The sequence below is a fragment of the Gemmobacter sp. LW-1 genome, from assembly GCF_001303875.1.
Taxonomy (GTDB): domain Bacteria; phylum Pseudomonadota; class Alphaproteobacteria; order Rhodobacterales; family Rhodobacteraceae; genus Gemmobacter; species Gemmobacter caeni.
In genome coordinates, this window is the sequence record NZ_LJSC01000030.1 from 67,338 (window position 1) to 90,695 (window position 23,358).

The window sequence follows — 23,358 nt, forward strand, 5'->3', positions numbered from 1 at the left end:
AAATTTCCGCCACCACCCTGTTTCTTTGAAACAGCTTATCATAAGGTCGCGGCAATCGGCGCGGAGGCATGATGGCGGAACACGAGGCGATCCCGGCAGAGGATGAGGAAGAGCTGGACACGCGGCGCGTGTCAGCGATTCTGGATGCGGTGGAGGCCGGGGACAGTGCGCGATTGCGCGAACTGGTCGATCCGCTGCACGCTGCCGATATCGCCGACCTTCTGGAACAGATCGGCCCGTCCGCCCGCCGCGACTTCCTGCATCTCTACTCGCCCGAGATCGACGGCGACATCCTGTCGGAACTGGACGAATCGATCCGCGAAGAGGTGATCGAGGCGCTGCCGAAAGAGGTTCTGGCCGAGGCGGTCCGCGAGCTGGAAACCGATGATGTCGTCGACATCCTTGAGGATCTGGAGGAACCGCAGCAGGCCATCATCCTCAGCGCACTGGCCGATTCCGACCGTGTGGCGGTCGAACAGGCGATGGCCTACCCGGAGTATTCCGCCGGACGCCTGATGCAGCGCGAGGTGGTGGTGGCGCCAGAACACTGGACGGTAGGCGAAACCATCGACCACTTGCGCAGTGCCGAATGGCTGCCCGACCAGTTCTATCATGTCATTCTGGTGAACCCGCGGATGAACCCGGTGGGGTATGTCACGCTGGGCCGGATGCTGGCCTCGCGGCGCGACGTGAAGCTGCGTGACATCGCCGAAGACAGTTTCCGGACCATCGAGGCGACCGAGGAAGAGGCTGAAGTCGCTTATATCTTCAACCAGTATCACCTGATTTCCTGCCCGGTGGTGGACGAAAACGACCGCCTGGTCGGTGTCATTACCATCGACGACGCAATGAACGTGCTGGATGAGGAGCACGAGGAAGACATGCTGCGCCTTGCGGGCGTGGGCGATGAAAGTTCGATCTCGGACGGGGTGCTGGATACGGTGAAAAGCCGTATCCCCTGGCTGCTGGTCAACCTTGTCACGGCCAATATCGCCGCCGGGGTGATCTCGCTGTTCGAGGGCACGATTTCGGCGCTGGTGGCGCTTGCGGCGCTGATGCCGATTGTCGCTTCGATGGGGGGGAACGCTGGGACGCAATCGCTGACCGTGGCGGTGCGGGCGCTGGCGACGCGCGACCTCACCGGCTCGAACGCGCTCCGGGTGGTGCGACGTGAGGCGGGCGTGGGCCTGATCAACGGTGCGGTCTTCGCGCTGATCATGGGCGGTGTGGCCTGGGCTTTGTTCGGGACGCCCCTGCTGGGCGCGGTGATCGGGGCGGCGCTGATCGTCAATCTGCTGGTCGCGGCGCTCGCGGGTGTCATCGTGCCGCTTTTGCTGCACCGCATGGGGCTTGATCCGGCTCTATCATCGGGAACCTTCGTGACCACGATGACCGATGTGATCGGCTTCTTTGCCTTCCTCGGTCTCGCAACCCTGGTGCTGCTGTGACGATCACCGAAATCAAGACCGAGGCGCGGGCGGCGGCCTTTGCCGCGCGCAAACTGGCCCATGCCGCGGGGCAGGGCCGCGCGGCTGCGCTTCTGGCCGATGTGCTGGCGCCCCATGCCGGGAAGCCACTGGCGGGCTATATGGCGATGCGGACGGAAATCGACCCCGCGCCGGCAATGGCTGCGCATACTGGCCCGGTCGGCGTTCCGGTGATCCTGGGCAAGGGGCTGCCGCTCCGCTTCCGCGCCTGGCATCCGGGCTGTGATCTGGTGCCGGGCGAGTTCGGTGCGATGATCCCCGCCACGGGTGACTGGATCGAACCCGAGGTGCTGATCGTGCCGCTGGTCGGCTGGGACCGGCGCGGTTATCGTCTGGGTTATGGTGGCGGTTTCTACGACCGCACGCTGGAGGGCCTGCGCGCCAAACGCCCGACACTGGCCATCGGCTTTGCCTTCGCCGCGCAGGAACTGCCCGAAGTGCCGATCGAGCCGACCGATCAGCGGCTTGATATCATCGTGACCGAAACCGGGGTGCTGCGGCTCACCTGACCCAAGGCTGCACAGGCGGCCAGGCTGGAATTTGAGTATTTTTGCAAGAAGCAAGCACAAGGGCAGAGAGCCGTTCTCCGCCCCCTTGCGCCTTTGCCTCTTGCTTCTTGTCCAAATACTCGAACAAGCCCACCACTGCGCATCCGCCTGTGTTACTTGGCGATCTTTTCGTCACGCACGAACATGTTCGCCCAGGCGCGGTCGATCAGCTCCGGGGTCATCTGGTAGGGGATGCCCTCGAATTCGCAGATCGCGATCATCTGGTCGATCAGGAACACCGGCTGGTAATTGGCGAAATTCATCTCGATGGTCGGGTATTTCACTTTCAGCAGGTGAATCAGCGCCTTTTCGTCCAGTGGCATCTTCTTCTTGCGGGCGACCATGGCAAAGATCTTCAGGAAGTTTTCCTGGTTCGGCCCGTCGATCTTGATCTTGAAGAAGATCCGGCGCAGCGCCGCGCCGTCGAAGATCTCGTTCGGGTGGAAGTTGGTGGAAAAGATCACCAGCGTGTCGAAAGGCACGGTGAACTTTTCGCCCGATTGCAGTTGCAGGATGTCGCGGCTTTCTTCCAGCGGCACGATCCAGCGGTTGACGAGCTTCTGCGGCGGTTCGGACTGGCGGCCAAGGTCGTCGACGATGAAGATGCCGCCATTCGATTTCATCTGAAGCGGCGCCTGGTAGGTGCGGGCGACCGGGTTATAGGTGAGGTCGAGCATGTCGAGCGTCAGTTCGCCGCCGGTGATGACCGAGGGGCGCTGGCAATAGACATAGCGCTGGTCGAAGCGGTTCGAGGTGCGGCGCAGGCTGTTCGGATCGTCCAGCGCCTCTTCGGCGGCGGAATGGACGATCGGATCATAGACGGTGATGACCTGACCCGAATATTCCACGGCGCGGGGGATATAGATCTTGTCCCCCAGCGCGTCGCGGATGCCGTTGGAGATCGAGGATTTGCCGTTGCCGGGCGGGCCATACATCAGGATCGACCGGCCCGAGCCGACGGCGGGACCAAGGTTGCCGATCAGGTTCTCCGGCAGGATCAGATGGCCCATCCCGCTCATCAGCTGGTCGCGGGTCAGTTTCATGTTACGGACCGACTGGCGCTTGACCTGCTGGGAATAGGTCTCCAGCGGCACAGGCATGGCGCCATAATATTCCGACTGCGCCAGCGCATCCAGCGCGCGGGCCTTGCCGCCGTCGGTCAGCTGATAGCCCATCTCGTTGCCGCTGGTGGCATGCAGGGTGCCCGTGGCCTCCAGCAGACGCTGGCTGCGGGCGAGGTCGATCAGTTCCTGTGTGGCCGGGATCGGCAGGCAGACGAGGCGGGCTAGGTCCGATACCAGATTGGTATTCGTGCGGAAGATCGTTTTCAGCAGGATATCCCGCATCATCACGATGGAAAGCCCGGTATCAGCCAGCGTGCGGGGGGCTGGTGGGGCGATCACATTGGGCGCGACCTGCACGTTCATGGCGTTCCTCGGCTTGGCAAACGGGCGCCGGAGTCCGGCGCGGATGTCACCGAGGAAAGCCGATCATTTGGCCAGAAATGGGGCGAGAAGGTAGAAAATCAGCGTTCCTGCAAGGGCAAGGCCCATGGGAAAATCCTTACGGTTCCAGCTTTCCCAATCGGGAAGCGCGCGACGCAGTGGCGGCACGGCACGCGCAAGGCGGTGGGTGGCGAAGGCGCCCAGCAGGCAGGCCGCGAACAGGGCGAAGATCAGGCGCGGATCGCCGGTGGCAAAAACCGGGGCCATGGCGGCGGCAAATTTCGCATCCCCTGCGCCCACCAGACCGATGGCATTGGCAAGGAACCCCGCCACCAGCACGATGCCCAGTACCGCCCAGCCCCAAAGGTAGGCGTTCATCGGGAAGGCCAGAAACCCCACCACGGCCCAGACAGCGGCCATCACCATCACCGCCTTGTTGGGGATCTTCATGAACTTCATGTCGGACCAGGCCACCCAGACGGCGACGGGCAAGCAGAACGGCAGGAACCACAGCGCGGCGGTGGGAGCGATCATCACGGAGCTAGCCTTCCAGCGCGGCAAGGCTGCGGGCGGCGGCCTCGAAATACTGCGGATGGGTTTCGACGGCATCCTGCAAAAGGTTGCGGCCCGCTTTCACATCCCCCTGCTTCACGGCGGCAAGGCCAAGAGTATACAGCAGTTCCGCCCGTTCCTTCTGGGTCATCTGCACGACAGGCAGATCGTATTTGCGCTGCGCGCCGCGCGCCAGAACGAGGTTGTTCTTGGCGGTGAACATGGTCGGGTCGTGGGTCAGCGCCTCAAGAAACAGCTTCTCCGCCCCGGCATATTCGCCGCGCGTCAGCTTGGAAAAGCCCCAGTTGTTCAGCACGCTGGCGGGCTTCGTCGTCAGGCCGGCCGCGATTTCATAGAAACTGTCAGCCTTCTTCCACTGCTTCTTGCTGTCGGCGACCATCGCTTCCAGCCGGTAGCGTTCGTAGGTTTCGTGGGTTGGCGGGATGAGATTCAGCTGTGCCTCGGCCTGCGCCCAGTCATTCGCCCGGATCAGCGCATCGGCATAGCCCACGCGGTCGTCATTGGTCCCCTGACCGGAATTGACCAGCGACGCCCAGACCTTCGCCGCCTCGGCGGGGCGATTGGCGCGCACCAGCGATTTTGCGAGGCCGCGTTTCAGATCGGGCCGGTCGGGGTTTTGTTGCAGAGTGTTGGTGAAATAGGTCACCGCCTCGTTCGGATCGCCCACCGTCAGCATGATATCGCTGAGGTTGCTTTCGTCGATGACGTTCACATCCTTCAGCGCCTTCTGGACCTCGGCATCCGAGGTGCCGCGTCCGCAGGCGGAAAGCAAGACCATGCCGCCAAGGCACAGCGCAACGGTGACAGGGTGGCGCATTTCGCGTCCTTTTTACTGCTCGGTCCGGCCCGCAGCCTAGAGCGACGACAGCAGGACGAATTCGCCCTGACCCCGCCGCACCAGATTGAAGCGGTGCGGTTCTTCTTTCTCGTTCGGTTCAGAATAGATGGAATTCTCGGTCATGGCTATTGCGCGTTTCAGATTGTCGCGGATCGAGTCCGTCTTGCCACTGTCCTGCGCGAAGGCCTGCTGGAACACCACGCGGGCCTCGGGCACCTTGCCGCGCTCCATCAGCACGACACCAAGGTTGTTCTGCGCGGGCACGAAGGAAGGGTCGAGTTCCACCGCGCGGCGCAGAAGCTGTTCGGCCTGACCCAGCCGCCCGAGCGAGAGATTGGCTGACCCCAGCGCAGACAGGACATCGACGCTCATTCCATCCTCGGCTGCGGCACGAAGATAGGCCTTCAGCGCCAGTTCCGGTTCATTTGCGGCCATCAGGCGGTGGCCGACCAGCAGGCCGTCCACCCCCTTTTCACTGCCATCGGCGGCAGGGGGGGCGTTCAGCGCGGGGTTCAAAGCAGTCTGGCCGCCCGTTTGGCAGGCGGCCAGCATCAACAGACACATCACAAGTGCGGGTTTCATTCGGGTCCGGTCTCAGCCCCCGCCAAGCTGGGTTGCGATGCCATAGATCGACGGGCCGATCAGAATGATCATCAGGGGCGGCAGGGTGAACAGCATTGTGCCCAGTGTCAGCTTGGTCGGCAAGACGTTTGCCTTTTCTTCCGCCCGCATCACGCGCTTGTCTCGCATTTCAGCGGAATAGACCCGCAGCGCCTCGGCGATCGAGGTGCCGAAAGTGGCCGATTGCACGAGCGTCGTGACGAAGGAGGCGACATCCGGCACGCCGACCCGTTCGGCCATGTCTTTCAGCACCTGCACCCGTTCCTTGCCGGCCTTGACCTCCTGGCTGACGATTTCGAACTCTTCCGACAGGGCGGGGTAGCCTGCACGGGTTTCCTTGGCGACGCGGTTGATGCACTGGTCCAGTGACTGACCGGCCTCGACGCAGACCAGCATCAGGTCCAGCGCATCGGCAAAGCCCTGCACGATTTCCTGCTGGCGGGTCTGCAACCGGCGCTGCACCCAGTATTGCGGCAGATAATAGCCCGCCGCTGCGGGCAGGATCGTGTAAAGGATCAGCGTCTGCGTAGACAGGTTGCCATGCTGCGTTTTCAGCATCATCGCATAGGCAAAGCCCAGCACCAGCATACCGATGCCCAGCGAGAACTGCGCGAAGTGGAACATCCGCACCGCATTCTTCTGCCGATAGCCCGCGCGCATCATCTTGAGCCGCGAGGCCGTCATCGTTTCGGCATCCTGTGGTTCCAGGAAGGCCGCGTATTTCTCCAGCTTGTCGGCAGCGTCGCGTTGCCGCAGCGCCTCGGCCTTGGTTTCGCTCGCGCGCTGCGTCCGCTGCTCTCGCAGCTTGTCCAGCGGATCGCTGCGCTTCTTCATCAGAGTGGGCAGCGTGGCGGCGGCCAGCAGGATACCCAGCGCCAGAAGCACGATCACCGGGCCCAGCGGCCCGAAAGCCTCGACCAGCATCGCATTGATATTGTCGAACATGACCGGGCCTCAGACTTTGATATTGACCATGATGCGCATGTAAATGATGTTCAGGATCAGGAAGACGCCGACCGCCAGCGCTGCGGGAATGAAGACTGAGGTTTCCTGAACTTCGTCAAAATAGTCGGGCTTCAGCATCAGGATCATCACCAGCGCCAGGATGGGGAAGGACGACAGGAACATCCCCGACCATTTCGCCTCGGCGGTGATGGCCTTGACCCGGCGGAACAGCTTGAACCGCGAGCGGATGACCTTTGACAGCCCTTCCAGGATCTCGGCCAGGTTGCCGCCGGATTGCTGCTGGATCGTCACCGCCACCGCAAGGAAGCGCAGGTCCTGATTGTCCATCCGTTCGGCGAAGGCTTTCAGGCTTTCGGCCACGTCGCGGCCATAGGCGGCCTCGTCACCGATCAGGCCAAATTCGGTGCCCAGCGGATCGGGGACTTCCTTGGCGACGATTCCCATGGCTGAGGCAAAGGGGTGCCCCACCCGGAGCGAGCGCACCATCAGCTCCACCGCGTCGGGAAGCTGTTCCTCCATCAGCGCCACGCGCTTCTTGGCCTTCTTATTCACCCACATGTAGACGCCGCCGACGCCCATCACCACGGCAATCAGCGCCCGGACCGGGCCTTCGGCGGGTGTGCCGATAGCAAGGCCGAGATAGGCAAACACCGACAACCCGGCCATGATCCCGATGAGCTGGATCGGCGAGAAGGCGATATTCGCTTTCTGCGCCTTTGAGGCGAGGATCGAATAGACCGGGATTGACCGTGCCCGCATGTGCTGGCTCATCTCCTTGCGGAGCTGGGCCAGAACCTCTTCGCGGTTCTGGTTCTTTTCCATCAGCGCAAGCCGCCGCGACATGCGGCTGCTGAGGCTGATCGACTTGCCGAAGACGGTCAGATACAGACCTTCGACCAGCGCCAGCACCGCGACGAAGATCAGGACATAGACGATAACGGCGGGATTGATCGTCATGGGCGCACCTCAGGCAATCGGTTCGTAGATCGACGGGGGCAGGTTGAAGCCCCATTGTTTGAATCGCTCGGAATAGTGCGAGCGCACGCCGGTCGCATTGAAGCGGCCGATGATCTTGCCGTCCGGGGCCATGCCCAGACGCTCGTAGCGAAAGATTTCCTGCATCGAGATGACTTCGCCTTCCATCCCGGTGATCTCGGTGATCGAGATCATGCGGCGCGAACCGTCTTGCAGGCGGCTGGCCTGCACGATCAGGTTGACGGCGCTGGCGATCTGGCTGCGCACGGCCTTCAGCGGCATTTCGATCCCGGCCATGGCCACCATGTTTTCCAGACGGCTGATGCCGTCGCGCGGGTTGTTGGCGTGGATCGTGGTCATCGAGCCATCGTGGCCAGTGTTCATCGCCTGAAGCATGTCGATGACCTCCTCGCCGCGGGTTTCGCCCACGATGATGCGGTCGGGACGCATCCGCAGCGCGTTGCGCAAGCAATCGCGCTGGGTCACCGCGCCCTTGCCCTCGACGTTGGCGGGGCGGCTTTCCATCCGGCCGACGTGGATCTGTTGCAGTTGGAGTTCTGCCGTATCCTCAATGGTCAGCACGCGCTCGGTATTGTCGATGAAGGAGGACAGCGCGTTCAGCGTCGTGGTTTTCCCCGAACCCGTCCCGCCCGAGACGATGACGTTCAGCCGGGTCGACACGGCGGCTTCCAGATAAAGCGCCATCTCCTCGGTGAAGGCGCCGAACTTCACCAGATCGTTGATGCCCAGCTTTTCCTTCTTGAACTTCCGGATCGACACCAGCGAGCCGTCGACCGCCACCGGCGGCACCATGCAGTTGAAACGCGAGCCGTCGGCAAGGCGCGCGTCGCAATAGGGGTTCGATTCATCGACGCGGCGGCCCACCGCGCTCACGATCTTGTCGATGATGCGCAGCAGGTGGCGTTCGTCCTTGAACGTGATGTCGGTCAGGGTCAGCTTGCCGCCGCGTTCCACGAAGATGCGCTGGGGTCCGTTTACGAGGATATCGCTGACCGTTTCGTCTTTCAGCAACGGCTCCAGCGGGCCAAGGCCCATCACCTCGTCATAAAGCTCCTGGTTCAGCGTGGCGCGGTCATGCGCGTTCAGCGCCACTGCCATCTCGTCCAGCGCTTCGGAGGAAATCGCAGCGATCTCGGCCTTGAGATTGGATTCCGACGCCTTTTCCAGTGCCGCGAGATTGAGGTTTTCCAGAAGCCGCTTGTGCAGTTCGACCTTCAGTTCCTGAAGCCGGTCCTTGCGCTTGCGTTCCTTGTCGGCCGCAGCCGCCTCGGCCGGGGCACGCGGCGCGTTGCGCGCGGGGGCAAGCCCCGGAGCCGCCGGTTTCGCCGGCTGCCCAACGGCTTTGGGCGCGGCGGTTGCCGCGCCTACGGGCGCCAGAGGGGCGGGCTTCGGGCTTGTGCCCTCAGGCTTCTTGAACCTTGAAAACATCTCGTTACTCCACTCGGCGACAGCTTAGCCGCGGCTGGTCTCGGCGGCCTTGTTCACCTCGAAAAGCTGCTTGGCCAGCTTGCCGATTTCCTTGCGCAGCGGGTTTTTCGCGGCGGTTTCCGACAGCGGCAGGCCGTGATCGTTGGATTGCGTCACCTGTGCGCCGCCGTCAGGCAGTTGCACCTCGATGCTGATATCCAGACTTTCGGCCATCCGCTTTACCCGGCTTTTCGCGGTCAGATCGGTGAACTTGGGCGCGCGGTTCAGCACGAAGCGCAGCTTTTCATGCGGCAGCCCTTCGGCCTTCAGCGCGCGGGTCAGGCGCAGCACATTCTGCGCCGAGCGCAGGTCCAGCTCCATCAGACCGAAATAGACATGGGCGCGCGACAGCACCGTCTCGGTCCAGGCCACGATGGTCTTGGGCATGTCGACGATCACGAAATCGAAATTCGCCATCGCCATGTCCAGCAGGCGCGACACATCCTCGGGGCCGATGATGTCCAGCGGCAGCATGTCGGAAGGCGCGGTGAAGACATGCAGGCGATCATTGAAGGTGATCATCGCCTGCAGGAAGGAATCGCTGTCGGCATGTTCGGTATCCTGAAGGATTTCAAACACCGCCTCGCGGCGCGGCAGGTCCAGATAGGTGGCAATGGCGCCGAATTGCAGGTCGAGGTCCAGCAGGCAGACCCGGGGCGGGTTCTGCTTGTCGATGGTCGCGAGTTCCCAGGCAAGATTCGCGGCAAAGGTCGAGGCGCCGGTGCCCCCGGCCAGGCCATGCACCGGCAACAGCACCGCGTCGCGGTCGCCCTTGGCCTTGAAGCTGGGCGTCTGGTGCGGCTCCTCGGGCTCGGCAGGCTGTTCGGCCGCCGGGGCAGGGGCGGGCTGGCGAATGCGTTCGATTGCTTCGTGCAGGGCACCTTCCGGCAGCGGATAGGGTACAAAGTCATCGGCCCCGAGGCGCAGCAGCTGATGCAGCGCGACCGGGCTGACCTGATCGGCAATCAGGACCACGCGGATCCCGCGCCCCTTGGCGGTGCGGATGATCTCGGTGATCCGGGTCAGATCGGCCTCGTCCTTGTCATCTACGGCGACTGCCACGAATTGCAGGCTGCCCGCATCCGGCTGTTCAAGGAAGATCGCGGCGTCCTCGAATGACAGATCGCCCCAGTTTTCACCCAGCTCCTGCTCCATGTCGTCGATGAGCAGTTCGAAATTCTGAACATCGCGCGAGATCGTGCATGCCACAACGGGCGCAGGATCGGGCTGAAGATTTGCCACACTCGTCATTGCCTCTGTCCTTCCTTGACCGGGCAGGCGGGGAACGGCGCCCCGCGCCGCGAATCCCGTAGCCGTCCCCGGGGCGCGTATGGACCGCGCCATTGGTTCGATTGCCCCGAAACTGGGGGTCAATATTGGCGACAATTGGGCCGAAAAGCCGTCAATCCGGGGCATTTGGACGGGCGAATCCGGCGCGGTGCCCAAAATGGAAACAGGCCCCGAAGGGCCTGTTCCGCATTCCGTTTCAAAGGTCAGCCGCCGGTGCCGACCGGCACCAGAACCGGCGTCATCTCGACGTTTGGCGGATGCTTGCGTTCCGCCAGCTTGACATATTCGCGCATGATCACGGCGGCATATTTGCCGTTCAGCGGCGCGGATTTGCCCTTCTGCACGAAGCCCGCGACCTCGGTCACAGTGCGGCGGTTCCGTTCTTCCGGGCTTTGGGTCATCACGACCGGCCGCGTCTCGCCATAAGAGACAAGCGCATCAAGACGCGACCGCGAGATGCCGCGGCTGCCCAGATAGGCGACAACAGCCTGGGCCCGTTTCTTGCCAAGCGATTTGTTATAGCCCGGCGAGCCCACGAGATCGGTATGACCATAGACCGAGAAGCGCAGTTCGGGGAACTGGCGCATCCAGTTGGCCTGATGATCCAGCACGCTGCGCGCCTCTGGTGTCAGCGCGGCAGAGTTGAACGGGAAGGTGATGGTCGAGGGCACTTCGCTGGCAAAGCGTCGCCCAAGCTGAATCCGGTAGTCGACAGCGCCGGTCTGGATCAGCGAATTGTTCATCGTCGCTTCGCCGAAATGGCCGTTGTCGACCTCGGCGCCCAGTTCCTTGTTCATGTCGCCGCAGGCCGACAGTGCCAGCAGCACTGCCGCCGAAAGGATGATCCGCATATGCCCCCGCATCGCTTACTCCATCACATAGCCGTAGGGGCTGGTGAAATCCTGCCGCGCGACCTCGCCAGCAGGGCCTTTGGCCCCCGCGACCTTGCCGAACAGGAACAGCTCTTTCTCGGTCGGGATGCGCACGCGGTCGGTTGGCAACGCCAAGGCCTCGCCGCGGGTGGGCGTTACCAGATGCGGCGTCACGATGATCACCAGCTCCGATTGCTGGCGCTGGTATTCGGCGCTGCGGAACAGCGCGCCAATGATCGGGATGTCGCCCAGCCACGGCACCTGGCCGTTCAGGTCGCGAAAGTCATCTTGCAGCAGACCTGCAATGGCAAAGCTTTCCCCGTCGCGCATCTCGACCGTGGTTGAGGTTTCGCGGCGCCGGAAAGCATTGACGCTGAAGCCTTCGTTTTCCACCGTCACCGTGCTGTCGATGGAGGAAACGGCGGCGTTGATCGTCAGGTTGATGTTGTCCCCGTCGACCACCACCGGGGTGAAGTTCATCTCCACGCCGAAGGGCTTGTACTCGACCGAGATACCATCTTTCGACACCACCGGGATCGGATATTCGCCACCCGCGAGGAACTTTGCTTCCTGTCCCGACAGGGCAGTCAGGTTCGGTTCTGCCAGAGTGCGGACCACCCCTTTGGATTCAAGGGCTTCCAGCAGCACCGCAAATTGCAGCGAACCTGCGGAAAACCCGAGGGCCAGCGCGGAATTCGCGTTTTCCCGCACCGCGATATTGCCGTTGGAGATCCCGTTGTCGCCATTGAGCCAGGTGCCCGTCTCACCCTTGACGCCCACCTTGTTGCCGCCGGAGATGGCCAGCGAGGAAGACAGGTTCTTGGCGACCGAGCGCTGCATCTCGGCGAAGCGGACCTTGAGCATCACCTGCTGCGCCCCGCCGACGGACATCAGGTTCGACACCCGCTCAGGCGCATAGCGTTCCGCGAGGTCCAGCGCGCGATCCAGTTTCGCGGTCGAAGAAACGGTGCCCGACAGCACGATGCCGTCATTGGCGGTGCGGACCTCGATATTCTCGCCCGGCAGGATCTGGCGCAGGCGTTCCTTGAACTCGGCCACATCGGGGGCCACCTGCACCTCGACATTGGAGATCAGCTTGCCGTCGCCGGTCAGCAGCGTCAGCGTGGTGCGGCCGGGTGCCTTGCCCAGCACATAGATCGATTTGTCCGACAGGGTCGAGATATCGGCAATGCCGGGGTTGGCGATCGAGAGTTCCGCGAAAGGCGTATCACTTTCCACCACCACGGCGCGGTTCATCGGGACGTTCAGCGGCGCCGAGGCGCTGCCGGTCATGACGCGCAGGTTCTGGGCATCTGCCGTACTCGATCCGGCGGCGGCGAGGCACAAGCCTGCCAGAACCGCCGCGATAAACTTGTTCAACTGCATGTGACCTGCCTTTCCGATCACGCCTCGGGAACCGGGTCTTTTCGCCCTTTATTCGCATTCAAGATGCCGCAAGCGACATTTTATTGCAAGAATCAAACGCTTGTGCGGCGTTTCTGCTGTGGATAACCTGCAACAACCCACAAGCCGTAGCCGTAAACACTTACGGCAGCACCATTAATTGTGCTGCCGTCGAAGGTGTGGATGGTCAGTTGGTGCAGGGGATCGGGATTTCCAGCACATCTGCGCCCTTGCGGGTCTTGATGGTGCAGACCTTTTCCTCGACTTTCGGGGCCGCCGCCTCTTTCTGGATGCCCAGAAGCTGATCGTTATTGACCTCGATCGGGCCGGCCAGCGGTGTGTTGTCATCGCTTTTGGCGACCAGCGAGACCGAAAGCTGGCCGGTGGCCTGCCCCTGGGCCAGGCGCGCGACCTGCTGCGGGCTTGCGGCGACCGTCATGGCCTTGGGGGCCGACACATCGGTTGCGCGGGCATCTTCCTTGCCGGATTTGGTCGGCGGGCGGTCCACGGCGATAATCGCCAGCGAGGTTTCGATCATCTGCGTGACCTCACCGCCCATGCTGCTGACGCCGGTCCAGTAGACATCGACGCGGTTGCCCGGTTGCAGATAGCGCGAGGCGCCCGAGGCGTCATCGAATTTGATGGTAAAGGCGCGCTCTCCCGCAGCCAGCATGCCGGTCAGCCCCGCCACTTCGCCGGGTTCGGTGATTTTGACACCCAGAACCGGCTCGAATTTCTCCATCTGGCGCAGCACGAAGCGCGGCCGCGTTTCACCTTCGGGAAACAGCGGATCGCCCGCCTTGAAGATGCCTTCGGGCAGGGCGCTTTGCGGCCAGTAGATCAGTTGCACGTCATCGCGGGTCAGCGCGTCACCATAGTTGACCGCCCTGTTCACCACATAGACCTCGACCAGAGGTCCGGTTTTGGCCCGCATCTCGCGCTCTTTCGCAAGCTGGGCCTGGGTATGTCCGATGAAATTCTGGGCCATGTAAACCGCGAACCCGGCGAGAGCCAGCCCGAGCACCAGAACACCGGCAAAAATCATGCGCATTCTCGTTCCTCTCTCATTTTCTGCCTGTTCGGGCAGCAGATCGCCGCAAGACTAGCTGCGCGCCTCCAGAACCTTGTCGCTGATGCTTTCGGCGGCGTTTTCGTAAAGCGCCTGCGTCACGATCATGAAAATACCCATCGTCATGACAATGACTGCCGTGACCAGGACGACCCAGTCGACGGTGGCTGCGGCATCTTCGGCGCGCAGGAAGCCGGTGATCTTGTCCATGTCGGTCCTCGCGGTCCCTGAAGCGTCACGTTGAGCCTTGCAACGAAACAGGCTGCGGCTTGTGACCAAGCCGCAGCCCATGAAGTCTCGAAGTGTCCGAAGACGCCCGGATCAGTACGAGGCTGCGGTGTCCAGCTTGTCCGCGATGTTCGCGGCGGTCGCGTCGAGCGACGGCGAGATGGTTTGCATCACGACGAGGCCCAGGCCCACGATGGCGGCGGTCAGCACGACCCAGTCAACGGTCACGGCGCCCGATTCGTCGTTTTTGAAGGATTTGAAGATGTTCAGCAGTTTCATGGTCTTGGTCCCTTGGTTCAGGTGTTGCTCACTACTCGCCGCCGTTGCGTCTGACCGGCCTCTGTTCCGATCCGCTTCGTTGCGGCATGGGTGTATATAGCCCCCCGAAGGTGGCGGGAGTTGGGAGGCAATTTGACCGCTCGGGAAATCTGCGTAAAACCGAAAATAAAATCGTAATGCATTGAAATTAGTGGATATGTTTTTGAATTTTTCATGCCGAACGAAGGGCCCCACAGCCGCGCCCTGCCAAGTTGGGCAGGATTGCGGCAAAACTGCCACGATCTGACCGGGGGATTCTTCCCTTGCTGGAGCGATTCACGGGTTTCTGCGACAGTAGGGGGGCTAGAAACCGGGAAACGGGCAGGCATCCGCATGAGGCGGGCAGTATTGGTCACGATTCTGACAGGGGCGATTCTGCCCTTTCACTGGCATCCGGCGGGTGCCCAGACGCCTCCGGCGTTCGAGGATTTCACATTCCGGCGAATCAAGGCGCCCGGCTCGGGGGCTGGCAAGCGCATCACCGTGCAGATCGACCCCGAGGAACAGGCGCGCCGCCTCGCTGCCTCGCCCAAGGTCGACCGCGAGAAAGAGGCGCAGTCGGTGGCCGATGCGCCGCCGCCCGCGCCGCTGGCTGATCCGGTGGCGAAACCCGCGTCTTCCTATGCATGGTTCTGGGAACAGGTGCCTGCGGACAGGGCGGCTGTGCAGGGGCGTTTCCCGCAGGCTCTGGCGGCGTTGTCGCAGGGGCCGGGCGGCAAGGCTGTCGCCGCGCCGCGTCTGCAAGCGATGCAGAATATCGCCTCGGCCTATGGCACTGACATCCTGAAAGCCACCATCGGCACCGAGGTTTCGCCCGCGCTCGCGCTGGCCGTCATCGGGATCGAAAGCGCGGGCCGCCCGGATGCGGTCAGTTCAGCGGGCGCGCAGGGGCTGATGCAGTTGATCCCCGCAACGGCCGAGCGGTTCGGTGTGACGGATTCCAAGGTGCCCGCGCAGAACATCAAGGGCGGGGTCGCCTATCTCGACTGGCTGATGAAGCGGTTCGACCGCGACCCGTTGATGGTGCTGGCCGCCTATAACGCGGGCGAGGGGGCGGTGGAGGCCAATGGCGGCATCCCGCCCTATGCGGAGACGCGGGATTATGTGCCGAAGGTGCTGGCAGCCTGGCAGGTGGCACAGGGGCTGTGCCTGACCCCGCCAGAGCTGTTTTCGGACCCCTGCGTCTTCAAGGTGATCGCGGCGGGGGGTTAGACCGCGAAGACATCCGCCCATTCGGGGTGGCGCTTGCGCTGTGCATTGACGAAGGGGCAAAGCGGCATGACCTTGAACCCCTCGGCCCGGGCATCCGCGACCAGACGCAGGACCAGCGCCAACCCGGCGCCGGTGCCGCGAAAGCTGTCGGGCACGCCGGTGTGATCGGCGATGACAAGCTGGGGCGAGGTGATGGAATAGGTCAGTTCGGCCTCCTCGCCGCCCTGACGAATGACATAGCGGCCCTTCGAGCCCGTGGTTTCGCGTGTGATCTCGAAGTCGCTCATGCAATCCTCCTGATGGTCGCAGGCGCCCCGCACAGGGCGGGGCAGCCAGGTTCTTGCAAGGTCAGCCGACCAGCGTCGCCTCGGTGGCGGCGCGCAGATCGGCCTCGGTCACGCCATCGGCCAGTTCGACGATCTTCAGGCCGCCCGGCACCACGTCCAGCACGCCCAGATTTGTGATGATACGATCCACCACCGCCTTGCCGGTCAGCGGCAGGGTGCAGGCTTTCAGCACCTTCGACTCACCATGCTTCGAGGTGTGGTCCATCACCACCACCACGCGGCCCACGCCCGCCACAAGATCCATTGCGCCGCCCATGCCCTTCACGAGCTTGTCGGGGATCATCCAGTTCGCCAGATCGCCGTTTTCCGCCACTTCCATCGCGCCGAGGATCGCCATGGCGATCTTGCCACCACGGATCATGGCGAAGGAGGTCGCGCTGTCGAAATAGGCGGTCTGCGGCAGTTCGGTGATGGTCTGCTTGCCGGCGTTGATCAGGTCCGCGTCCTCTTCGCCCTCATAGGGGAAGGGGCCCATGCCCAGCATGCCGTTTTCCGATTGCAGCGTGACGTTGACGCCTTCGGGGATGTAGTTCGACACCAGCGTCGGAATGCCGATACCGAGGTTCACATACCAGCCGTCCTGAAGCTCCTGCGCGGCGCGTGCCGCCATCTGATTGCGATCCCAGGGCATCAGGCTTGCTCCTTCTTGCGGGTAGTGCGCTGTTCGATGCGCTTCTCGTGCGGGCCCTGCACGATGCGGTGGACATAGATGCCCGGCAGGTGGATGTGATCGGGGTCAAGGCTGCCCAGCGGCACGATTTCCTCGACCTCGGCCACGCAGACCTTGCCGCAGGTGGCGGCGGGCACGTTGAAGTTGCGCGCGGTCTTGCGGAACACCAGGTTGCCCGAGGGATCGGCCTTCCATGCCTTCACGATGGACACATCCGCCACGATGCCGGTTTCAAGGATGTATTCGCGGCCGTTGAAGACCTTCACATCCTTGCCTTCCGCGATCACCGTGCCGACGCCGGTGGCGGTGTAGAAGCCGGGAATGCCCGCGCCGCCCGCCCGCATCCGTTCGGCCAGCGTGCCTTGCGGGTTGAATTCCAGCTCCAGTTCGCCCGACAGATACTGGCGCATGAATTCGGCATTCTCGCCGACATAGGACGAGATCATCTTCCTGATCTGCCGGGTCTTGAGCAGTACGCCCAGACCGAAATCATCCACGCCACAGTTGTTCGAGGCGATGGTGATGTCCTTCGTTCCCGCCGCCTTGATCGCGTCGATCAGCAGTTCGGGGATGCCGCAAAGGCCGAAGCCTCCCGCCGCCATCGTCATGCCGTCGAACAGCAACCCCTCCAGCGCCGCCCCGGCGCTCGCATATGTCTTGTCCATGCGTCTCTCCCCGCAAACTCTCCGGGGTCAAGTTGTGGCGATTGCAACGGCCCAAGTCAATCGAACCCGTGCCGCATTGCAGCAGGGCCGCACGGAAAGCGTGGGGCCGTGCGGGATGTGCCCTTTACCACGCCGCGCCGCCATGTAAGTTGCAGGCCAGTGCGGGTGTGGTGGAATGGTAGACACAGGCGACTTAAAATCGCCAGGGGTATCCCGTGCGGGTTCGAGCCCCGCCACCCGCACCAGAAGCGCGCTGGCCTGGCAGTCCGGCCTTTGCGCAAGAACCGGGTCGGTCGGCACATCCCGTTTTCCTAGACAGTTCCGAGCTTCAGGAAAGGAAGACGGAAATGCTACTGGATGGAAAGATCATCATTGTCACCGGCGCAAGCAGCGGGATCGGGGCGGCTGCGGCGCGGATTTTCGCTGCCGAAGGGGCAAGGCTGGTGCTGGGCGCGCGGCGCGGCGATCTGCTGGCCGATCTTGTGGCCGAGATCGCGGAGAAGGGGGGCGAGGCTGCCTTTCTGGCCGGGGATGTCGAAAACGGCGCCTATGCCGCTGATCTGGTGGCGCTGGCGGAAACCCGGTTTGGCGGGCTTGACGGTGCATTCAACAATGCCGGCATGACCGGAGAGCTGGGGCCGGTGCCCGACATGACCGAGGAAAACTGGCACAAGGTCATCGCCGTCAATCTGACCAGCGGCTTTCATGCGGCCAGGGCCCAGATTCCGGCGCTGCGCCGACGTGGCGCTGGCTCCATCGTCTTTACCTCGACCTTTGTCGGGCACACGGTCGGATTGCCGGGTATGGCGGCCTATGCGGCAGCGAAAGCCGGGCTGATCGGCATGACGCAGGTTCTGGCGGCAGAGCACGGGGCCGAGAACATCCGTGTCAACGCGCTGCTGCCCGGCGGGACGATGACGCCCATGGCCGGAGAGGATGCCGGATTCCATGACTTCGTGCGCGGCCTGCACGCGCTGAAGCGGATGGCGGAGCCTGCGGAAATCGCCAATGCGGCGCTGTTCCTGCTGTCTGACAAGGCGTCTTTCGTGACCGGCACGGCGATGCTGGCGGATGGGGGCAATTCGATCAGCAAGCTTTGAGCTTTGCGCGCTGTCCCGATGCGGGGCAGCGCTCAGCCCCGGTCGCGCCACTCGCGCCCAAGCAGGGCATAGATGAACTCGTCGCCCCAGACGCCTTCGAAGAAGTCGTTCTCCACCAGATGCGCCTCGCGGCGCAGGCCAAGACGGTCGGCAAGGCGCCAGGAAGCCTCGTTGCGGCTGGCGATGCGGGCGAAGATGCGATGCAGGCCGCAGGGACCGAAGCCAAGCGCCAGCATGGCCCCGGCGGCCTCGGTCGCGTAGCCCTGTCCGGCGTAATCGGGGTGGAAGATATAGCCAAGCTCGCCCTGACGCGCGATGCGGTTGGCATATTTCAGCACCACCTCACCCAGCAGAGCCCCGTCCGTCTGGCGGCAGACCGCCAGCCGGAAGGCATCGCCCTCGTCCTCGAACCGCGGATCGCAGGCGCGGGCGAATTGCTGGGCCAGCGCCTCGCCCTCGGGCGGGGCGGTGTAAAGATGGCGATAAACCTCGGCCCGTCGGTGACAATCGGCATAGGCCGCGAAATCCTCGGGCACGAAACGGCGCAGCGAAAGCCGCGCCGTCTGGTGGGGCAGGGGCGGCAGCCCGCTCATGGCAGCATCTGCGAGGGCAGGAACAGCGTCAGCCCCGGGATCAGCAGCAGAAGCAGCAGGCGCAGGATGTCCATCATCCAGAAGGGCGTCACCCCGCGGAAGATCGTCGCGGTGGACACATTGCCGACCACACCTTTCAGAATGAACACGTTCAGCCCGACCGGCGGGGTGATCAGGCTGATTTCCGTCACCACCACCACGATGATGCCGAACCATACCGGGTTGAAGCCCATGCCGGTGACCAGCGGAAAGAAGATCGGCACAGTCAGCAGCAGCATCGACAGGCTTTCGAACACGCAGCCAAGCGCCACATAGATCAGCACGATCAGCGCCATGACCATCCAGGGGGCGAGGCCCATCTCCATCACGCCGTTGGCCAGCGCCTCGGGCAGGCCCGCGATATTGACGAAGTTCGAGAAGATCCACGCCCCGATCAGTACCGCGAACAGCGAAGCGGTGGTCAGCGCGGTTTCCTCCAGCACCTCGCGGATGTCGGCGAGCGTCAGACCGCCGCGCGCCAGCGCGATCAGGAAGGCGCCCATCGCTCCCATGCCCGCCGCTTCGGTCGGCGAGAAGGTCAGATGGATCGGCCAGACATCCAGCGCGCCGTAGAGCCCGCCAATCACCAGCCCGAACAAGAGCAGCACCGACCAGACACCGCGCAGCGCCGCCAGACGTTGCCCCCAGGTCGCGCGCGGTCCCGCCGGACCGGCAGCAGGATTGCGCAGGACCGAGATATAGACGGCAGCCAGGTAAAACAGGATACCCAGTGCGCCGGGGATGATCCCGGCGATGAACAACTGCCCGATAGAGGTTTCGGTCAGCAGCCCGTAGATCACGAGGATGACCGAGGGCGGGATCAGGATGCCCAGCGTCCCGCCTGCGGCGATGGAGGCGGTGGAAAGGCTGTCGGCATAGCCGAATTTCCGCATCTCGGGCATGGCGACCTTCGACATGGTGGCAGCCGTGGCCAGCGACGATCCGCAGATCGCGGCAAAGCCGCCGCAGGCGACGATGGTCGCCATGGCAAGGCCACCCCGGAAATGGCCCAGGAAGGCGTTCGAGACCTGATAAAGCTCGCGGCTGATGCCGCCCTTGTTGACGAACAGCCCCATCAGGATGAACAGTGGCACCACCGACAGGCCATAATCCTGGCTGGTGTCGATCACCAGCCGGGCCGCCATGGAGATGGCGCCGCGAAAGTTGGTTTCCAGCGCATAGCCCACAAGACCGACCAGGCCCATGGCAAAGGCGATGGGCATGCGCAGCAGCACCAGAACCAGAACGGCGGCAAAACCGATGAGAGAGTCAGTCATGCCCGGCCTCCCACAGCAGGCGCGGGGCCAGCCAGATCATCAGGCCGCGTACAATCAGCACGGCAGCGGTGAGAAAGGTCATAATTGCGATGAACCATGTGACGGTGGAAACGGGAATGGCGAGGTATTCGGTCACGTCGCCATAGCTGCGGGCGCGTTCGGCCAGATCGACGATGCGCCAGGCAGGCCACAGCAGCATGACGCCCGACAGGGTGGTGACGATGCCGTCGCGCAGACGTTCAAGATGCAGCCGGGCGAAGATCGGGTCCAGCAGGTCCACCGCGATATGGCCGCCGCGCCCCGAAAGAACGGGCAGCGAGGCGAAGACGATGATGGCGATGGCGATGCGGGTCAGTTCGGTGGCGGCCTCGATGGGCGCGCTGAAGGCCGACCGCAGCACCACATCGCAGAAGGTCAGCACCATGAGCGCGAACAGGGTGACAGAAGCAAGAAGGACAGGCAGCACCGAAAGGCGCCGCATGAGGCGGATCAAGGGTATCATCAGGGGCTCCCGCAGGCGTGGGGCGCGCCGGTCCGGCGCGCCCTTGGGTCGCGTCAGTTGCCAGCGGCGGCGGTCATCTCTGTCATGACCATATCATAGGCTGCCTGTGCGTCGATGCCTGCGGCAGAAATCTGCGCCAGCACCTTTTCGCGCACCCGCGCGGCCATTTCGGCGAAGGCGGCCTGATCTTCCGCGCTGGCCGTGACGATCTTGTTGTCGGCCGCCGCTTCGGTCGCGGCGCGGGCGTCATTGTCGCTCTGGTCCCAGACGGCGCCCATCATGCGGCTGGCCGGTTCGCCGAACACCTTTTCGTCCAGCGCCTTCTGCACATCCTCGGGCAGGCTGTCGAAACGTTCCTGGCTCATCAGCACCGCGAAGGAGCCGCGATAGAAGCCGCCGGGCATTTCATAGACGTTCTTCGCCACTTCGTTCAGCTTGAAGCTGACACGTTCGCCCATGTTCATCGCCACCGCGTCCGCGGCGCCGGAGGCCAGCGTCTCATAGACCTTGGGCGCGGGCACCTGAATGCCGACGAGGCCAAGTTCGGCGCCCACTTCGGCCGAAACGCCGCCGCCAAGGCGGGTTTTCAGACCCTTCAGATCGGCCAGCGTATTGATTTCCTTGCTGGAGTGGATCTGGCCCGGACCATGGGTGGTCAGCGCGATCAGCTTGACGCCACGATGTTCGTCCAGCTTGTCAAGGAAAGCCTTCTGCACATGCCAGTAGGCAACCGAGGCGGCCTCCGCATTGCCCGGATAGCCCGGCAGTTCAATGAGCTGAGTGCCGATGAACCGGCCCGGCTGGTAGCCGTGGAAGATCACCGTCATGTCGGCAGCACCATCCATCACCAGATCCATCTGGGCGGGCGGCGGGGCGAGGCCAAGCTTGATCTCGCCGGTGACCTGGCCGTCGGTGGCCTCTTCCATCATCTTCACCAGCCCTTCCAGCATGCCGGTGTTGATCGGGTGGGTCGGCGGCAGCCAGCTCGAGATGGTCAGCGTCTCGGTGGCATGGGCGGCGGCGGCGGTGCAGGCGGCAACGGCGGCGCTGGCAAGAAGGCGTGCAATCCTGGTCACGGTGGTCTCCCTGTTGTGCGGCCCGACAGCTCCTCTTCCGGCGGGCTCATTATATGCAATTTCATGTATCCACAGAATCAGCCGGTTGTGAACTGATTTTTCATGTGAGGATGCGATGCGCCGCAATTTCTTGTGGCACAGGGATTTCCGGGGGATCTTCGGGGCGGGTCAGGCGTCCAGCGTCTCGGCCGGGGCCAGCCGGTCGATCAGCGCGCGCAGGGCTTGTTTGATTCGGGCACCGTCGCTGCCTGCGAGGATATTCAGCAGATCGGCTTCGTGCCGACGGGCTTCGATCACCAGCGCCTCGGCCAGCGCGCGGCCTTCGGGCGACAGGTAAACCCGCGTGCGACGGCGATCCTCGGGGTCGCCGCGCCGGGTGACGAGGCCGCGATCCTCCATCTGCGCGATGATCTTGGTCAGGCGCGACTGTTCGATCAGCGCGAATTGTGCCAGCCGGGTCACCATGGCGCCGTCCCGGTCATGCAGGCAGGCCAGCACCCGCCATTCGGGCACGCGAAGACCTTCTTCGCGCACCCGCGCGTGAAACTGCGCGCTGGCGGCCTCGCTCGCGGCGGCCAGCAAATACAGCAGATAGCCCGAAACGAAAGTGTCTTTCAGTCCGGTCTCTGTCTCGGGCGCGGGGGTGGTGTCGGTCATGCAGTCCTCCGGTCTGGCAGAAGAACGCCGGGGCGGGGCAGGTTGTCAATGCGAAGGGCGGTCAGCGTCGCGCCGGGCGGTGAAAAAAACGCTTGACGAAATTTACATGAAATTTCATGTTTTGTGGAGGGGAGGACGAAACGTGCACAGCATCAAAGCCAGAATTACGGCCATCCAGCCACTGACCGACCGTATTCGCGAGTTCCGCCTGACCGGCGTGGCCGAGCGCCCGTTGCCGGGATGGGAGCCGGGCGCCCATGTCCGCGTCTCGCTGCCCGATGGCGACAGCCGGGCCTATTCGCTGATCGCGCTGGCCCCCGTGCCGGAGGCACCGGCGGAGTATCGCATCGCGGTGCAACTGGAACCCGAGGGCAAAGGTGGCTCGCGCTTCATGCACGGGCTGGCGGAAGGGGCGGAGGTCACGCTCAGCCTGCCAAAATGCGATTTTCCGCTGGTGGCCGGGGCGCCTGCTGCTCTGCTGGCGGGTGGCATCGGCGTGACGCCGATGATTTCCATGGCCACCGCGCTGAAGGCGGCGGGCACACCCTTTGAATTCCATTACGCCGGGCGCAGTGCCGGGCTGATGGCCTATGCGTCCGCTCTGGCGGAAACCTTCGGCCCGGCCTTCACCGCGCATTGCGACGACGATCCGGCCACCGCGCTGAATCTGGACGCGCTGCTTGCCGCGTTGGGCGGCCGGCACATCTATGCCTGCGGCCCGCGCGGCATGCTCGACGCGCTGCGCCAGAAGGCCGAGGCGGCGGGCATCCCGGCCAGCCGTGTACATTTCGAACTGTTCGACGCCCCGCAGGCCGAGGCGGGCGACACCGCCTTCGAGGTGGAGCTTGCCTCCACCGGCCAGACCTTCACCATCCCGCCCGACCGCAGCATCATCGAGGTGCTGGAGGAAGGCGGCGTCGATCTGGTCTACGACTGCCAGCGCGGCGATTGCGGCATCTGTCAGTGCGGCGTGATCTCGGGCGAACCCGATCACCGCGACGTGGTGCTGTCCGAGGCCGAGCGCGCGGCCGGGAAGCTCATGCAAATCTGCGTCAGCCGGGCGAAATCGCCGCGGCTGGTGCTTGATCTCTGAGGGAG

Annotated in this window: 26 protein-coding genes and 1 tRNA gene; 6 read left to right on the forward strand and 21 right to left on the reverse strand. The window is 63.6% G+C overall.

What is annotated here, in order from left to right; all coding sequences use genetic code 11:
• The first annotated feature begins 71 nt into the window (after positions 1-71).
• Positions 72-1,448: a magnesium transporter gene (mgtE, locus tag AO684_RS05630; RefSeq protein WP_082400754.1), complete on the forward strand. Its 1,377-nt coding sequence runs from the start codon at positions 72-74 to the stop codon at positions 1,446-1,448.
• Positions 1,445-1,996 carry a 5-formyltetrahydrofolate cyclo-ligase gene (locus AO684_RS05635; protein ID WP_054301766.1) on the forward strand — a complete coding sequence of 184 codons (552 nt, stop codon included), beginning with the start codon at positions 1,445-1,447 and terminating at the stop codon, positions 1,994-1,996. The genes mgtE and AO684_RS05635 overlap by 4 nt, the downstream gene beginning before the upstream one ends.
• Positions 1,997-2,148: 152 nt before the next feature.
• Here the strand turns inward: AO684_RS05635 and AO684_RS05640 are convergent, their stop codons facing one another.
• The 13 genes from AO684_RS05640 to AO684_RS05695 all read right to left on the reverse strand — a co-directional run bounded on the left by AO684_RS05640 (position 2,149) and on the right by AO684_RS05695 (position 14,083).
• A complete protein-coding gene (locus AO684_RS05640) occupies positions 2,149-3,462 on the reverse strand; it encodes a hypothetical protein (RefSeq protein ID WP_054301767.1) in 1,314 nt (437 codons plus the stop codon).
• A gap of 63 nt (positions 3,463-3,525) precedes the next feature.
• Positions 3,526-4,014, reverse strand: coding sequence for a prepilin peptidase (locus AO684_RS05645; RefSeq protein WP_054301768.1), 489 nt, complete (start codon positions 4,012-4,014; stop codon positions 3,526-3,528).
• A 7-nt stretch (positions 4,015-4,021) separates the two neighbouring features.
• Entirely contained in the window at positions 4,022-4,870 is an 849-nt protein-coding gene (locus tag AO684_RS05650; protein WP_054301769.1) for a lipopolysaccharide assembly protein LapB, read from the reverse strand.
• A gap of 36 nt (positions 4,871-4,906) precedes the next feature.
• The gene (locus tag AO684_RS05655; RefSeq protein ID WP_054301770.1) at positions 4,907-5,473 is read right to left on the reverse strand and encodes a tetratricopeptide repeat protein; all 567 of its coding nucleotides are present in this window, start codon (positions 5,471-5,473) and stop codon (positions 4,907-4,909) included.
• A 12-nt stretch (positions 5,474-5,485) separates the two neighbouring features.
• Positions 5,486-6,457: a type II secretion system F family protein gene (locus AO684_RS05660; protein WP_054301771.1), complete on the reverse strand. Its 972-nt coding sequence runs from the start codon at positions 6,455-6,457 to the stop codon at positions 5,486-5,488.
• Between the two features lie 9 nt (positions 6,458-6,466).
• Complete coding sequence (locus tag AO684_RS05665; RefSeq protein WP_054301772.1) at positions 6,467-7,435, reverse strand: type II secretion system F family protein; 969 nt, start codon at positions 7,433-7,435, stop codon at positions 6,467-6,469.
• Between the two features lie 9 nt (positions 7,436-7,444).
• Positions 7,445-8,902 carry a CpaF family protein gene (locus tag AO684_RS05670; protein ID WP_054301773.1) on the reverse strand — a complete coding sequence of 486 codons (1,458 nt, stop codon included), beginning with the start codon at positions 8,900-8,902 and terminating at the stop codon, positions 7,445-7,447.
• Positions 8,903-8,926: 24 nt separating this feature from the next.
• Positions 8,927-10,192: a pilus assembly protein CpaE gene (locus AO684_RS05675; RefSeq protein ID WP_054301774.1), complete on the reverse strand. Its 1,266-nt coding sequence runs from the start codon at positions 10,190-10,192 to the stop codon at positions 8,927-8,929.
• A 242-nt stretch (positions 10,193-10,434) separates the two neighbouring features.
• Entirely contained in the window at positions 10,435-11,094 is a 660-nt protein-coding gene (locus AO684_RS05680) for an OmpA family protein (RefSeq protein WP_054301775.1), read from the reverse strand.
• A 3-nt stretch (positions 11,095-11,097) separates the two neighbouring features.
• Complete coding sequence (locus AO684_RS05685) at positions 11,098-12,489, reverse strand: type II and III secretion system protein family protein (protein WP_054301776.1); 1,392 nt, start codon at positions 12,487-12,489, stop codon at positions 11,098-11,100.
• A gap of 205 nt (positions 12,490-12,694) precedes the next feature.
• Entirely contained in the window at positions 12,695-13,558 is an 864-nt protein-coding gene (gene cpaB, locus AO684_RS05690; protein ID WP_054301777.1) for a Flp pilus assembly protein CpaB, read from the reverse strand.
• Positions 13,559-13,609: 51 nt separating this feature from the next.
• Positions 13,610-13,786: a hypothetical protein gene (locus AO684_RS21780; protein WP_158640454.1), complete on the reverse strand. Its 177-nt coding sequence runs from the start codon at positions 13,784-13,786 to the stop codon at positions 13,610-13,612.
• A 111-nt stretch (positions 13,787-13,897) separates the two neighbouring features.
• On the reverse strand, positions 13,898-14,083 hold the full coding sequence (locus tag AO684_RS05695) for a Flp family type IVb pilin (RefSeq protein WP_054301778.1): 186 nt from the start codon (positions 14,081-14,083) through the stop codon (positions 13,898-13,900).
• Positions 14,084-14,455: 372 nt separating this feature from the next.
• Between AO684_RS05695 and AO684_RS05700 the strand changes: the two genes are divergently transcribed.
• Entirely contained in the window at positions 14,456-15,334 is an 879-nt protein-coding gene (locus tag AO684_RS05700; protein ID WP_054301779.1) for a lytic transglycosylase domain-containing protein, read from the forward strand.
• Here AO684_RS05700 and AO684_RS05705 read toward each other — a convergent pair.
• The 3 genes from AO684_RS05705 to AO684_RS05715 form a co-directional block, all read right to left on the reverse strand.
• The gene (locus AO684_RS05705; protein WP_054301780.1) at positions 15,331-15,621 is read right to left on the reverse strand and encodes a GNAT family N-acetyltransferase; all 291 of its coding nucleotides are present in this window, start codon (positions 15,619-15,621) and stop codon (positions 15,331-15,333) included. The genes AO684_RS05700 and AO684_RS05705 overlap by 4 nt on opposite strands.
• Before the next feature lie 61 nt (positions 15,622-15,682).
• On the reverse strand, positions 15,683-16,312 hold the full coding sequence (locus AO684_RS05710; RefSeq protein ID WP_054301781.1) for a 3-oxoacid CoA-transferase subunit B: 630 nt from the start codon (positions 16,310-16,312) through the stop codon (positions 15,683-15,685).
• Positions 16,312-17,016 carry a CoA transferase subunit A gene (locus AO684_RS05715; protein WP_054301782.1) on the reverse strand — a complete coding sequence of 235 codons (705 nt, stop codon included), beginning with the start codon at positions 17,014-17,016 and terminating at the stop codon, positions 16,312-16,314. Before AO684_RS05715 ends, AO684_RS05710 begins: the two co-directional genes overlap by 1 nt.
• A gap of 161 nt (positions 17,017-17,177) precedes the next feature.
• Here AO684_RS05715 and AO684_RS05720 point away from each other — a divergent pair.
• Both AO684_RS05720 and AO684_RS05725 read left to right on the forward strand, forming a co-directional pair.
• Positions 17,178-17,261: transfer RNA gene (locus tag AO684_RS05720), tRNA-Leu, on the forward strand.
• Between the two features lie 102 nt (positions 17,262-17,363).
• Positions 17,364-18,116: an SDR family oxidoreductase gene (locus AO684_RS05725; RefSeq protein WP_054301783.1), complete on the forward strand. Its 753-nt coding sequence runs from the start codon at positions 17,364-17,366 to the stop codon at positions 18,114-18,116.
• Positions 18,117-18,148: 32 nt separating this feature from the next.
• On the opposite strand, the gene AO684_RS05730 is transcribed toward AO684_RS05725, so the two are convergent.
• From AO684_RS05730 to AO684_RS05750, 5 genes are all read right to left on the reverse strand, one after another.
• The gene (locus tag AO684_RS05730) at positions 18,149-18,709 is read right to left on the reverse strand and encodes a GNAT family N-acetyltransferase (RefSeq protein ID WP_054301784.1); all 561 of its coding nucleotides are present in this window, start codon (positions 18,707-18,709) and stop codon (positions 18,149-18,151) included.
• Complete coding sequence (locus AO684_RS05735; RefSeq protein ID WP_054301785.1) at positions 18,706-20,025, reverse strand: TRAP transporter large permease; 1,320 nt, start codon at positions 20,023-20,025, stop codon at positions 18,706-18,708. Before AO684_RS05735 ends, AO684_RS05730 begins: the two co-directional genes overlap by 4 nt.
• A complete protein-coding gene (locus AO684_RS05740; RefSeq protein ID WP_054301786.1) occupies positions 20,018-20,527 on the reverse strand; it encodes a TRAP transporter small permease in 510 nt (169 codons plus the stop codon). Before AO684_RS05740 ends, AO684_RS05735 begins: the two co-directional genes overlap by 8 nt.
• Positions 20,528-20,580: 53 nt before the next feature.
• Positions 20,581-21,603 carry a TRAP transporter substrate-binding protein gene (locus AO684_RS05745; protein ID WP_054301787.1) on the reverse strand — a complete coding sequence of 341 codons (1,023 nt, stop codon included), beginning with the start codon at positions 21,601-21,603 and terminating at the stop codon, positions 20,581-20,583.
• Positions 21,604-21,771: 168 nt separating this feature from the next.
• On the reverse strand, positions 21,772-22,260 hold the full coding sequence (locus tag AO684_RS05750) for a MarR family winged helix-turn-helix transcriptional regulator (protein ID WP_054301788.1): 489 nt from the start codon (positions 22,258-22,260) through the stop codon (positions 21,772-21,774).
• Positions 22,261-22,402: 142 nt separating this feature from the next.
• Here AO684_RS05750 and AO684_RS05755 point away from each other — a divergent pair, with 142 nt between their 5' ends.
• Positions 22,403-23,353 (forward strand): PDR/VanB family oxidoreductase, encoded by a 951-nt coding sequence (locus tag AO684_RS05755; RefSeq protein ID WP_235451218.1) that lies wholly within the window; start codon positions 22,403-22,405, stop codon positions 23,351-23,353.
• Positions 23,354-23,358 lie beyond the last annotated feature (5 nt).